The sequence below is a fragment of the Streptomyces populi genome, from assembly GCF_002911015.1.
In the GTDB taxonomy this organism is placed as follows: Bacteria; Actinomycetota; Actinomycetes; order Streptomycetales; family Streptomycetaceae; genus Streptomyces; species Streptomyces populi.
Window position 1 is genome coordinate 1 of sequence record NZ_KZ627008.1, and the last position, 13,311, is coordinate 13,311.

Below are 13,311 nucleotides of genomic sequence, written 5' to 3' on the forward strand. Positions count from 1 at the left end.
TTGCCCGACGGCGACTGCGCATCCGTACGGGTGACCGTCAACGACGTCCCGGCCGGCAACGCCTCCCCACCGGAGAGCGTGCCGCTGACGGCCAGCGACCTGCCGGGAACGACCGAGGAAGGCGCGTCCAGCGTCACCGTGGTGGCGGCCTTGGTCGGCGCGTTCAGCGTGTTGAGGTGGTACGTGCCGCCGTTGCCGGTGACCGCGAAGAGGTGGTCGCCGTCCGGGTCCCAGGCCAGGCCGTCCGGGACCAGGGTGCCGGTGTGGGTGTCGGCGAAGTCGTACTTCCGGACCGGCTGGGTGGTACCGGGCTTGAATATGTAGACGTCCGGGTCGTAGTAGCCGTCGATGCCCGCGGCGACGGTGCCGTCCGCGGCGATGTCGACGGCGTTCGGGTAGGCGTGGGTCGGGTAGCTGCCGGCCTGCTTCAGGTCGGTGGTGGACAGCACCTGGTGCTCGTAGGGCGCGCCGCTGGCCGTGACGACCTGGCTGCCGTCGGGGGTCACCGCGAGGTCGCGCAGGTTGCTGCCGGCATCGCGGCTCTGGGCCATGAGCCTGGGCGCGTCGGGACCGGAGACGTCATAGGTCGCGACGGTGGCGGGGCTGAGGCCCGGCACGGCGGCGGCCAGCACGCCGGGCGCGGCCGGGTCGGACGCCAGCCGGGGCGCGTAGTACCAGCGGCTGGCGCTGTCCTGGGCCACGGCGAGGACGGGTTCCGGGCCCGAGAGGTCGAGGGAGCCGATGTTCCCGTTCGCCGCCGTGCCGTAGCCGAACCACAGCTTCCCGCCGGTGCGGGCGAGGTTCGCCGGGGCGTCGGCGGTGCCGGTCGAGTAGCGGGCGGACTCGGTGAGGTCGGCCGTGTCGATCGCCGCGATCTCGTCGCTGCTCGTGACCGCCACGTACAGCGTCTGCGCATCGGCCGAGAGCTCCAGGCCGTTGGCCCCCGGCAGCGAGCCGACCGTCCCGACGACGTTGCCGTCGTAGTCGGTGGCGACGACCTTGCCGCCGTCCCGGTCGCTGACGAAGACGCGATGGTGCACGCTGTCCACGACGACGTCGGCGACGGAGGCGACGGGCAGGACGGCGTGGCCGTCGGCGTGGGCGGCCGTGGCCCCCAGGCCCGTCAACGCCACGGAACTGAAGAGGACGGCGAGTGCCGTCGCGGTGGAGATTCTGCGATTGCGCAAGGTGGTTCAAGCCCCTATGAGCCGTGGGAGACCGCGTGCCACCGGGAGTTGGGACGCGCCGGGCGCGGCAAGTTCCGGAAGCCTATGACATGGGTGTGACAACAGAGCCGACGGAATGGTTGTGCACTGGAACGGGGAATTCCGGGAACGGGAGAAGCCCCGGCGGACCGGGGCTTCTCCTGCGGCGATGTCCGTTCCTCGCCGGATCGGTCGATGGAACGGAAGCACATCGGCGGCTGTGGGGGGGTGGGGTCGGCGCTGCCGCCGGAGGGGGCGTCGCCGCCTCCCGGGCCGGCCCTTCGCCGCTTCGGCGCCGTGTCGCGCGCGTGCCGTCACGCCTGGGCGGAGCCGGCACCGCGCTTCACTTCACCGTCCGGGACGGAGCCCTGGACGGTGCTTCGGGCTCGGTGCCGTGGACTCAGCCCACCCACCGGGAGTCGAGCGCGATGGTCTGCAGCCGGTCGAGGGTGAGCGGGGGCTCGGGCCGCGTCACCGGTCCGCCCTCGATGGAGGAGTTCACCTCCTGGATGATGACCCGGCTGCCGTCGGGGTGGAGGACGTCGACCAGCCACACCACGGTGGAGCCGCCCTTCTCGGATGCGCGCTTGGCCCGCTTCACCAGGGTGCCGTCGGCCAGGGTCAGCGCCTGGCACTCGATGTACTCGCCCTCGCAGCTCATGTTGATGCCGCCCATGTCGTACTGGGCGTTCACCCCGATCATGCTCTTGCCGCGGCCGTCGTCCCAGACGACCGCGGCGTAGCCCTCCTGGCTCTGCTGGTCGGAGATCTTCCCGCCCTTGGGCAGCGTGGACTTCAGCACCTTGAGCATCTGGCGGCCGGACAGCGACTCTCCCGAGCCGGAGAGCACGGCGGACGAGGCCGAGGCGGCGAACTTGCCGCTGACCGCCCGCGGTTCGGCGGCGGACGCCTGTGCCGCCGCACCGAGCCCGAGGGCCAGGACGAGGCCGGCGGCGACGGCCGCACCGCGGCCCGTACGACGGCGGGCGGGGGTGTTCCTGTTCATGACGTGGCTTCCTTCTCTGGTTCGCATGTGGGCGTCCTCCCGCGTCGTGGACCGGCGGGTGTCGCGAGGTGCCGCATGCCGCACGGGCACAGAGGTGTCCCGGTGCACGGGCGCGGGGTGGTTGTCGTCGTGCTGCCGGCGGGACGGTCGTGCCGCCTCGGCCGGTGTGACGTCCACAGATTCCAGGACGGCGGGGACCCACGGCAACAGCCGCCGCCGTCCCTGGGACGATGGGATCATTCCACCCCTGTTGACCTGCGGAAACAGATAGCTCCTGGGACGGTTCCCTGGGATGCGGAGACGACTCGCGCCGGGTCGGCCGACCACCGCCCGGGTCGGCCGACCACTGACACCGGTGCCGGTGCCGGCACCGGCGAGCAGGGGCGGACACCAGCGGCAGTGGACGGGCCCCGGCTTTCCCCGTCGCGGGCCCGAACACTGCCGGCCGCAACGACGGTCCGGCCCGGCAACGACGGGGGCACGGGTTCACATCCTGCGGTCGACCAGGGGCCCACCCTCACGCCGTCGGCAACTCGCCCCGGCAACTCGCAGGCACCGTGGTCGGCGTGTACGCGCTGGTACTCGGGCGAGCCCCCGGCCGGTGGCTGCGGCGCGACGTCGAGCACCCGAGGATCTGGTCAGCCGTCGCGTTGCGCTGCCCCCGGACATCCGATCCAGCCCGGCCGCCACTTTTCCCTGCTGCTCGAGATCCGAGTGCTGATACATCAGCGCGGCCCGCTCCGAGGAGTGGCCGGGGCGCGCCATCGTGTCCTCGAGCGTGGCACTCGGCTCTGCCGCACCCCCTGAGGAAGATGTGCGCCAAGGCCCGGCGCGTCATCGGATGCGCCGGGCCTTGGGGGGCGGGCGGCCTCAGCTGGTGAAGGTGAAGTACTTCCAGGAGCCGTGCGTGGTCGAGTTCACGGTGTCGCCCGAGGAGTTGTTGATGTAGGACGACCGCACGCGCATCGGGTAACCGGTCTGGTGCGTGCCGCCCAGTTCCACCACCGACTTGCCCGAGGAGTTGATCCTGAAGTACTCGTACCCCGCCGACCGCCAGGCGCCGTTGGAGTAGATCTGGAACTCCAGCTTCTGCGAGCGGCCGGAGTAGGCCGTCATCGTGGTCGTGAGGAGCGGATTGGTCGTCTTGTGGAAGTAGTACTTGGTGTACCCGTTGACCGTGGCCGTCTTGTAGTGGCGGCTCAGGCCCAGCGACACCTTGACCTTCGCGCCCACCCAGCTCGTGGCCGTCTTCGGGGCGGTCCGCGCGTCGCCGGAGAAGGACGCGCTCACCGTGGTGTCGCGCTTCAGGGGCAAGGTGACCGACAGGTTGCCCGCGCTGTTGACCGTGCCGGTCTTGACCAGGTACTTGCCCTTGCCGTCGCCCGCGGTGTCCGCGTAGAGCGAGAGCGTCCGGTTCTTGTACGTCGTGCCGAGGTGGGCGGTGAACGTCACGTCACTGGCGTAGTCGTAGACGCTGCCGTTCTTGTTCACCGTCAGGGTCGGGGAGTTCCGGGAGACCTCGACCGTGTCGGAGGCGGAGGCGGCCGTGCGATCGGCGCCGCCGGCATAGGAGACCTTGTACGTGACCTTGCTGCCTGCGGGCGGGGTGTCGGTGAAGGAGAAGGTCCCGTCCGCCTTCACCGTCGCGGCCGGGAGCGCCTTGCCGTTCGGGGACTCCAGGTCCGTCCGGGTGACCGCGACGGTGGTCCCCGCGGGCAGCCCGAGCGTGTTCGTGACCTTGCCGGAGACGGTCAGCGACTTGGCACGGCCGGCCGTCGCCGGGGCGTTCACCGTCATCGTGGTGACGGCCTTGCCGGGGTCGGTGACGACACGCAGGCGGTACTTGTTGATGAGGTCGTGCGTGACCGCGAAGAGCCGGCTGCTGTCGGGCGCGAAAGCGAGGTCGCCGTGGTCGAGCAGGGTCTCCTGGACGACTCCACCGTGTTCGTCGCTGAAATCGGCGGTCCGCCGCGGGACCGTGCTGCCCGGCTTGTAGATGGACACATGGGGCTTGAAGGAGGCGTAGGTGTCGGTGCCCACCGCGACGAGGCCGTCGGGCGCGACATCCACCGACCGTTGTTCCCAGTAGGTGCTCGGATACCTGATGGTCTCCGACAGGTCCGAGGTCCGGAAGGCCTGCTGGAAGTCGCCTGCTGTGGTGGCCACCACGAGCTCTGTGCCGTCCGAGGTGAGCGCCAGGTCCTCCGCGGTGTTGCCGATGGCCGCGTCCTGCCCGCCGAGGAACGCGGTCCGGTCGGCCGTGCCGGACGACACGTCATAGATGCCGAGGGTGAAGTAGTACTGGCGCGAGCCGGCCGCCAGGGTGTCGGGAGCGCCGGGTGCCGAGTCCAGCAGGGGAGCGTCCCTCCACGTCCCCTCGGCCTCCTGGGCGAGCGAAACGTGCGTCTGCCCGCCGGACAGGTCGAGAGAGCCGATGTTGCCGTGACCGTCGCTGCCGTAGCCGAACCAGAGTTTGCCGCCCGCGAGCGCCAGGTGCTGCGGATCGGTGCCGTCACCCGTCGCGTACCGCCCGGCCTCGGTGAGCGTCGCCGTGTCGATGGCCACGATCTCATCGGTTCCCGGCACGGCGACGTAGACCGTTGCCGAGTCGGCGGAAAGCTCCAGGCCGTCAGCCCCCGGCAGCGAGGTGACCGTCCCGATGACGGTGCCGTTGTAGTCGGTGGCGACGACCTTGCCTCCCGACGGGTCACTGATGAAGACCCGCCGGTGAACGCCGTCCACGATGATGTCGCCGCTGGACGTGATGGGCAGCGCGGCGCTGCTGTCGGCGACAGCAGGGCCCGCGGCCGACCCGATCAGGGCGACGGAACTGAAAGTGACCGCGAGCGCTGTCACGGCCGAAATGCTGCGCACACGCACAGTGATGCGACCCCCACTAGGAAGACGAGACTGCCCACAAGACCCCTGGAACCCCCTCAGGGTTGCACGGCACACCTGCGCAAGTTTCCGCAGGCCCCACCGGATGCCACCCAGGAACCGGGCACACCTTCCCATGCCGGGCGCGCACTCGGATCACTGCGGCCGGAGTCGAGCGGGTCATGGAGCGCGGACAGCCGTGGGTGTCCGAAACCCTTCGTAAGGCATGCGGACGACGATGCCCAGGGACGGCACTCGACGACTGCCGAATCGCAGCGGCGCCCAGCAGCACGGCAGGAGAGCGCCCCGGGCCCCGACCGCGGTACAGCAGGGCTGTACGCAACCTCCACGACCGCAGCCGACCGTCGACGTTTCCAGACACTCACGTGATCTGCCGGGCAGACCTCAACGACCGTCCCGCCCATGGTTCGGGACGGAGAGGCCGCGCCAGAACCGTGCCAGGTCCTGCGGGGACCACGGGGAACGACGGGGACCAGGTCGTCGGCCGGTTGGCCGCCGTAGCCGATCCGCCGCAGGTCAGCCCAGCAACTGCCGGGAAAGAACCTCAGCTTCCCAAGCTGATGAACCCCCACCGGAGCATCGACGCCACCAAGCGCATCGCGCCGACTGACACCCTCAGCAATTGTCCCGACGTGCCGATCGACGACTCTCGCGCCCGCTAGTGCTCTGGGGACCTCGATCGTGGCTGGTCGGCGGTTTCGCGAACCGCTGCGGGCGGAGTGCTCCGGTCAGAACGTGCCTCCGGCGGGGGCGCTCGGGCTCCGAGATGGCGGGGGCGCCGTTCGCGGGTGCCGGCCGGGTGTGGCGTGCGCGGGGTGCTCCCATCCCGTCCGCCGTCGACCCAGGCGGAGCCGAGCAGGCGCGGCCCAAGGCGTCCAGGTCGTTCGTCCGGCAGGGCGCTCCACCTTGACGCCCTGGACCACGCTCGCTCCACGGTGCGTGGGTCGACGGCAGACGGGATGGGAGCTGGGGTGATCGGCCAGCTGTCAGACCGAGTCAGCAACTCCATCGGAGGCCCATCACCGAGCCTCTTGGACTGCTCAGCGATGCCGTGGTCGCGGGTCGGCATCAGGGTGCCGATCCGCGATGAGCATGGCGTCCTTGCGGAACCACTGGCGCGAATGAAGCGCGAGCGATGGACCGAGGTCATTGCTGATGCGGCCGGTCGCGCACTTTGAGATGCCGAAAAGCGGAAAAAATCTGTACATCCCGAGATCATCCCGCTGGTGATCAGCAGTTAAAGGGCAGCTCTCAACAGTGGTATCCGTCCGGGCACTCGGAGAACAGCACTCCGGAGAGCAAGAAGAAGAGAATCAGTCCACCGGATACCGCGGCCATGATCAGAAATCGCCTGCGTGCCTCTCGCCGGTCCCTGATCTGAGCCACCACGAACCCTGTTGTCGGCGCGAGCACGGCGGTGAACAGCGCCATCAGGACGAACACCCAGCCCATCTCTCGTCGCACACCTGGCAACCCCATCGCATGCGCGATCGCCGGAGCGAATAGAAGGAGGGGGGTAGACGCCCACCACCATGACACTGCCCTGATGATCCGATCCGCTCGCGCAGGAACCAGGCCGGTCGATCCTCTTGCCCCGTGACGGCTTTCCGGAGCGATCCCAGACGATGACATGCCCACATCGTAGGCGCCCTAGAGAAAACATGTGGCCGTCTCAAGCCCTGGCTTTCCCGTGGACAGGACGGTCTAGGCCGGCTCCGAAGTCGTGATCACGCCAGACACTCCAGGCTCATCCCACCCGTGGCCAGCAGTTACAGGGCAGCCCTTAAATGTCACGCAGGAGTAGCGCAAAGCAGTTGTGACCAAGGTCATGCCGCAACTCTCCGTAGGTGCGGACAGAGGAAAAAAGCCACCTAAGCGCACAATACGGCAACGTGTCACGTTTGGCTGCAATCGTGCACGACCGGTGGCTTGTCAGCGCCCTCCGATGGCTGGTCTACACCTTGTTCGCATCTCAGACACCTCATAGGTTTTCAACAGACACAGAGGATCATTTCCATCTCGCCCTCGGGAGAGGTCCCTGTAATCGCATTTGCCAGCTTCAGGGGGGAAGATCATGCCCAATGCATCCCGATTAATTTTGTATTCGGCAGTTGCCGCAATGGCTGCTGCCCTCGCGCTCCCGGCACCTCAGGCGGCAGCCGACGAGGGGCCCAAAATTTCGGCCAGCGTGTCTGAAGTGCAGATCGTGAAGGACGCAGATCCGACGACCCGCGCAATCGCTCAGGACGATCCTCAAGCCGTCGCCGCAGCTGCAACTGTGTGCGGATCGGGATACGCACTGAGCAAGGGAATTCCCTTGCCTGTGGGTACCGACCCGAGCATGCGGCTGGCCACTTTGTTCGCTTATGAGAACGGGGGGAAGGGATGCGCAATTCTCGACAACAACGCTGGCCGCTCGCAGTACATGTACCTCAAAGTCTGCCGAGTGGGTGGCACGAACTGCGACCCCGACTCCGGAAACTTCAGTGAATACGCGGGTCCGGTCTACGTCTCTAGTTTCGCCTGCGCCCCAGTCACAGCGAAGATGGGGCAGTCCTCCAGCAGTCTCTACATCAACTACACGTCCGAGTATGTGTTTCCCTGTGGCTGAGAGCATGTCCGGCAGGTCCCGGATCTTAACGCGATCTCTGCTTTTCGCCCTTGCGGCGACGTCACTCCTCCTTGTTGGGTGCGGAGCCCAGGACGCACAGGACGACAAGTCCTCGCCCCGGACCGCGGCTGGGGTCGATGCAACGCCGAAACCTGCTTCCGAGCAGACAGCGGGCACAGATCAGAGCGAGATGAAAAAGAACGCTCAAGCCGCCCAGGACGAACGCGCCGCCAACGCTCCCAGCGGAGACCCTGTTGCGCCAGCGAAGACAGGCGTTCCGAAACCTGAGGACTACGGCTACGGAGCAGTTGCCGCCACCGCGGGGGACGGAGAGGTCATCGCCTACGTGCCGCGCCTAGAGGGCGGTCGGCTGGTTGTACCCCTAACGATCCAGAACAAAGGCAATAAACGCGCGGCTTACATGGTAACCGTCGTGGCCGAGGGGCCGAGTGGGTCTTCTCCAGTGACGGTGAAGGCTTCCAACACGTTCCCGGGCACAACGTGGCCGACACAAGCCGAGATAACCGCTGCAGGAGTCAAGAACCCCAAGGCCGTAAAGATCACTCTAAAGGTGATCAAGGATATCTACCCCTACGGCGACTCTCACTGACCTGCGGCCTCGCATACGTTTCTCGACGGATGCGAGGCCGCTTCTCTATTGGCGCGCCACGATTCGCCTGCCGATTCCTCAGGTCCCGTTGGTGCCAGTCTCATTGATTTCTACGCCTCTAAAGCAAGCGAGCAGTGCTTGCCGCAACGCTTGAAGCAAGGCGGACGCAATCGAGTCGCCTACTTTACTGTGACGAGGTTCTTCGTGGAATATTCGCCTGCTATGCGGAATGGCGTGTCACGGGGAAATCTCCCAACCCAAACCACCAAGGAGGACCACTATGGCCGACGAGATGGTACGCAAAGCACAGCAGTTCATCAATGGCGCCTATGCCGGCAAGCTCGGTATCAACCGTCTTCCCGAGACCGGGGAAACCGGGTGGCCCCTCATGTTCGCCCTCACTCGTGCTCTTCAGTACGAGCTGGGCATCACCACTCTGTCAGACACGTTCGGACCCACCACTCTGTCCACGCTGACGTCGAAATACCCGAACCTCAACAGTGGCACGACTCCATCCTCGAACTTCACCAAGATCATCCAGTCCGCCCTGTACTGCAAGGGTTACGACGGTGGTGACATTGACGGAACATACAACTCCCGCGTGGTGGCATCGATCACGAAGCTGAAGCAGGACATGGGCGTGGACTTCGCCTACCCCGGCGGCAATCTGGTGCCAAAGGTGTTCAAGGGGCTGCTGAACATGGACGCCTATGTCACCGTCAACTCCGGCTCAGACACAATCCGTTCGGTGCAGCGTTGGCTGAACGGCCAATACGTGAATCGCAGGGACTTCTTCATCATCCCGGCGGATGGTCACCACTCCCGCGATGTTGCCAAGTCCATGCTGTTTGCCGTCCAGTACGAGATCGGCATGGCTGACGGAACGGCCAACGGCGTCTTCGGGCCCGGAACCCAGGCTGGACTGAAGAGCCACACCGTTTCCACCGGCGCTTCCGGTCCGTGGGTGCAACTGTTCTCAGCCAGCATGATCCTCAACCAGCGGCCCGTAGCGTTCACCTCCACCTTCACCAGCGCTCTTGCGTCGGCTGTCTCTGCCTTCCAGTCGTTCGTAAAACTCCCCGTCACTGGTACCGGGAACTTTTCGACCTGGGCCTCTCTCCTGGTCTCTTACGGCGACCAAGCTCGTAACGGCGAAGCCTGCGACGGCGTGACCCTGATCACCGCAGCGCGTGCAGCCACGCTGAAGGCGCAGGGCATCACGTACCTGGGCCGTTATCTCACCAACCCGGACCCGACGCCGTCCGACGACCTGAAGCACAAAGCGATCCAGCCCGGCGAACTCCAAACCATCGCTGAGAACGGGCTTCGTTGCTTCCCGATCTACCAGACCTTCGGTCGCGGGGCCTCCGAATTCAGTTATCCTCAAGGGCGTGCGGCCGGGCAGGCCGCAATCAATGCGGCACTCGACCACGGATTTAAGACGGGGACTCGGATCTTCTTTGCCGTAGACTTTGACGCACTCGACCAAGACGTTAGCAGTAATGTCCTGCCACACTTCAAGGGTATCCAGGATGCGATCATCGATGACGGAAATCGGTTCGAGATCGGCGTTTATGGACCACGCAATGTGTGCATTCGCGTCGCGGAGGCAGGTCATGCTACTGCGTCGTTCGTCTGCGACATGTCCTCGGGATTTTCGGGGAACTTCGGTTACCCCCTCCCCGAGAACTGGGCTTACGACCAGATTGTCACCCGCACCGTAGGATCCGGTGGCGGTGCGATTGAGATCGACGTCAACATCGCTTCGGGCCGGGACGTCGGACAGGGTTCATTCAATGCACCTCGGGGTCCTCTCGCGGACACCCGCCTTGCCTCGGACGTCATCGGGGCTATGAAAACGGATGTCGGTAAGTATATGGAATCGATCGGCTTTCCCAATGACGGTGGCTTCAGGTCGCATACACACGAGACGTGCTTCCAGACGGTCGTGGTCGAGTACGACACGGTCATTACCCAGCTTGCCTACCGATATCAGATGCGAAAGGCCCTCATTCAGACGTCCGCATACTGGGAGATGCGACACATTGACGCGGTCGATGTGAGCGTAGACCTAGAAGTCATGACGCAGTTCAACACGACCGGAACGTTCAGGGACAGTTCCACAGGCATCTGCCAGATCTTTGGCAGAACTGCTGTTCTTGCCTGGAATCACGCCATAGAGAAGGGTTATGAAACAGGTACTATCCGAAATGTCAATAGCGATCAAGACAAGTACAACATCTGGCGCGACTGCATGGATAATGACCAGTTCGCCATTTCCACTGTTCCTCTGATCCACATGTGGAACGCGGACGGGGCCCCCGGCAGCGACCGCGACGAGACCCTGATGCGACCCATGCGTCTGGACTATACGGAGAGTGAGATATTCCAGATTCTGCGTCGGTACCAGGGGGCGGCCGCCTCAGAGGCAACCCCCCACGCCCAGCAGCGGATGGCGCTCTACCAGATCATGGAGAAGTATAACTCTATCTCCCGGAACGTCTGACAAGCCGCATCGCATAATAGGCGCTTCCGGTGACTTCCGTATCCGGCTTGTACACATTTCCGATCGTGACCGCTTTTGCTGTCGCGCCGTGGCTTGCTATCCGCTAAGTGGTCTTGCTGGCCTGCGGAGAACGGACCATGTGCATGGCCATCAGGAGACCCGCTTTCATGACCTGGGCGCGCATGGCCACAATGCAGACCTAAGGAATGCTCCATCTCCTGATGCTGGATAAAGGCGGTCAAACCCTAGATTGTAGCGGCAGGTTGAAGTCAAAACAGGCCAAGCATTCTCTTGCAACCCTGGTGTCGCATCACGAGCTGACAGGTGTACGAAGCCATCGCTTCCGGATGCGTAAAACCTGCGATAGAAATCCTCGGATTGATTACCTCTACCCCAGCATTCGTCGTGCACTCCCAAAAAAAGAAAGAGGAGATGAACAGGTGACCGTGAAAATCTCTCGCCGCGCTGCCCTGCGACGTGCCGCATTCGTGGCAGTCGGCGTGGCGGTCGGCTCACAAGCGCTGTCCTCTCCCGCCCGTGCGGCGGAAAAGAGCCCTGATCCTGACAAGATGCGTGAAGCGATACGGAAGGCGCAGGAGCGTAACAAGCGTGTCCTGAGTGGTAATTCATCGAAGAACGGTTGGGAGATGGAGAAGGTCGTGAACGATCGTGGCCACGTTTACACTCGACCAGTTCCCGGCACAGCACTCGATGGCATCCAGGTCCGTATGGCGGAGGTCGAGACCGTTCTCGTGCACGTGGTCAGCCGCTTCCACTACGAGATCGACACTTTGCGCAAGGGAGAAGTCATCGGTTGGCGTACGCCAGATTCAGTGCGCAAGCGTCTGGCGGAGTCCAACCTGGCATCTGGTACAGCGGTGCAGATCCGGCCCGGCTCATACCCGTCCGGGGTCCGCGGTGGGTTCTATCCCATGGAGGAGCTGGTGATCCGGGACATCCTTGCTGAATGCGAGGGCGTAGTCCGCTGGGGTGGAGACGACAGCACGCCGGACGAGTCGCTCTTCTACATCGACGTGCCCCCGGGCGATAAGCGGCTCACCGAGGTCGCGCAGAAGATCCGCAGCTGGGCCTTCATGCCTGGCCGAGGCTCCGGCGTTCTCGTCGACACCCTCCAGCCGCAACGCCGCGACGCCGCCAAGAGGCTCGCTCGTCAGCAAGCCTGAACCATGAGGAAGTCGCTCTAGGCTTCGCCGGAGATGGTAAGGCTGGGGTGTGGGGTGTACACGATCAACTCTCGCTAATTCCTAACCCGTCCGGCCCACTAGTGACTGCGGGTGCTCACGGAGTACCTCGGATGGGACGCGCGTCGGCACGCACAGGCTGGACGGCGGTGACAGGAATCGGCATGCCTCGTGCTGACTGCAAGTCGGCACGAGGCACAGCTCTTTGAGTCCCGGGCGTGGCGGCTCCGATAAACACGATAGGCATCGGTGTCCCGTGGCTGCGGCACGGGATCTAAGAAAAGCCGTCCAACTACTCACGACCACCCTCGCCTAGTGCGAACAGGTTCTAGGCAGCACCCATCCCGACACCCCTGACCAACTGCAACAATTCGCCAACACCCGCCAGAAGGCCGAAGGTGTACAGCACGGAAGTACAGCAACCTCAGTGACCGAGGCTGTACCTCAGAAGCCGTCCACGGCTGATTGAGCAGCCCGAGAACCATCAGTGACCTTCCCGCCGAGAGTTCGGGACGAAGAGGCCAGAGGAGCGGTGCTGCAGCGGGTAGGTTGCCCGTGCTGGTTCAGGACGCTGCGGGATGGGGGCAAGCACGTGGACGAAGACGAGATCAGGCGCGCGGTGGCACGGGGCATGCGTGACTACGAGAGGACTCGACCGAAGCCCAAGGGAATCATCGCTGAGACGGAGAGTGCGGTGGGCGGCTGCGTGGCGATGTTCCTGATCGCCCTTGTGATTCTGGGTGTCGTTGCCGCCTGCAATAGGTGACGTCCGGATCAGGCCTACGCCGGCATGTCCGACAGCAGTGACGGCAACGGCTGGGGACGGCTGCAGCGCTCGGCAACCCGACACGGCAGAAGGCACGGGAAGGACAAGCCGTCCCACCACGGCCTCCCGCATCTTCAAAGCGCTCGGTCGTTCGGAACGTGCCACAGCCGTGCCACATCGTGCGGTCAACCACGGTCAACGACGGCTTGCCGCGGTCGAGATGTGCCGCTCATCCGGGCCACCGCTAGCCGTAGTGACCTGGACAGACCTGCCGACGGCTACGTCCGCCCTTACAAGGCAGTGATCGCGACGATCCCCAAACGCCAACGATGAGCATGTTTCTCAGGAGTTGGGCTGCCACGGTCGCAGCCCTGCTGGCGGAGCCCGAGTCACTGAGCGTTTTCAGCATGGCCACTGATCGGGTGACGGAGTGGGGTACGCAACGGACAGGGCTCCCGTGCCGTTGAGGGAGGTGTTCGACGTCTCAACTCAGCAGCACAGGAGCCC

8 protein-coding genes are annotated in these 13,311 nt (G+C 64.9%); 4 read left to right on the forward strand and 4 right to left on the reverse strand.

Annotation, left to right across the window (positions count from 1 at the left end):
- The 4 genes from CW362_RS40190 to CW362_RS45110 all read right to left on the reverse strand — a co-directional run.
- A partial coding sequence (locus tag CW362_RS40190; RefSeq protein WP_420856900.1) for a YncE family protein occupies positions 1 to 1,187 on the reverse strand: 1,187 nt, incomplete at its 3' end.
- Between the two features lie 418 nt (positions 1,188 to 1,605).
- Positions 1,606 to 2,211: a hypothetical protein gene (locus CW362_RS40195; RefSeq protein WP_103554536.1), complete on the reverse strand. Its 606-nt coding sequence runs from the start codon at positions 2,209 to 2,211 to the stop codon at positions 1,606 to 1,608.
- An 870-nt stretch (positions 2,212 to 3,081) separates the two neighbouring features.
- Positions 3,082 to 5,067 carry a YncE family protein gene (locus CW362_RS40205; protein ID WP_338069098.1) on the reverse strand — a complete coding sequence of 662 codons (1,986 nt, stop codon included), beginning with the start codon at positions 5,065 to 5,067 and terminating at the stop codon, positions 3,082 to 3,084.
- A gap of 1,293 nt (positions 5,068 to 6,360) precedes the next feature.
- Positions 6,361 to 6,561 (reverse strand): hypothetical protein, encoded by a 201-nt coding sequence (locus tag CW362_RS45110; RefSeq protein WP_240658308.1) that lies wholly within the window; start codon positions 6,559 to 6,561, stop codon positions 6,361 to 6,363.
- Between the two features lie 622 nt (positions 6,562 to 7,183).
- Here CW362_RS45110 and CW362_RS40220 point away from each other — a divergent pair.
- The 4 genes from CW362_RS40220 (at position 7,184) to CW362_RS40230 (ending at position 12,020) form a co-directional block, all read left to right on the forward strand.
- On the forward strand, positions 7,184 to 7,720 hold the full coding sequence (locus CW362_RS40220; RefSeq protein WP_240658309.1) for a hypothetical protein: 537 nt from the start codon (positions 7,184 to 7,186) through the stop codon (positions 7,718 to 7,720).
- Complete coding sequence (locus CW362_RS43620) at positions 7,713 to 8,330, forward strand: hypothetical protein (RefSeq protein WP_162684394.1); 618 nt, start codon at positions 7,713 to 7,715, stop codon at positions 8,328 to 8,330. Before CW362_RS40220 ends, CW362_RS43620 begins: the two co-directional genes overlap by 8 nt.
- A gap of 280 nt (positions 8,331 to 8,610) precedes the next feature.
- A complete protein-coding gene (locus CW362_RS40225; protein ID WP_103554539.1) occupies positions 8,611 to 10,836 on the forward strand; it encodes a glycoside hydrolase domain-containing protein in 2,226 nt (741 codons plus the stop codon).
- Positions 10,837 to 11,276: 440 nt separating this feature from the next.
- The gene (locus CW362_RS40230; RefSeq protein ID WP_103554540.1) at positions 11,277 to 12,020 is read left to right on the forward strand and encodes a hypothetical protein; all 744 of its coding nucleotides are present in this window, start codon (positions 11,277 to 11,279) and stop codon (positions 12,018 to 12,020) included.
- Positions 12,021 to 13,311: the final 1,291 nt, after the last annotated feature.

Excerpts from the sequence above, each read along its gene's own strand:
- CW362_RS40225 (WP_103554539.1), top strand. The coding sequence starts at position 8,611 with ATGGCCGACGAGATGGTACGCAAAGCACAGCAGTTCATCAATGGCGCC.
- CW362_RS40195 (WP_103554536.1), bottom strand. The coding sequence starts at position 2,211 with ATGAACAGGAACACCCCCGCCCGCCGTCGTACGGGCCGCGGTGCGGCC.
- CW362_RS45110 (WP_240658308.1), bottom strand. The coding sequence starts at position 6,561 with ATGGGCTGGGTGTTCGTCCTGATGGCGCTGTTCACCGCCGTGCTCGCG.
- CW362_RS40220 (WP_240658309.1), top strand. The coding sequence starts at position 7,184 with ATGCCCAATGCATCCCGATTAATTTTGTATTCGGCAGTTGCCGCAATG.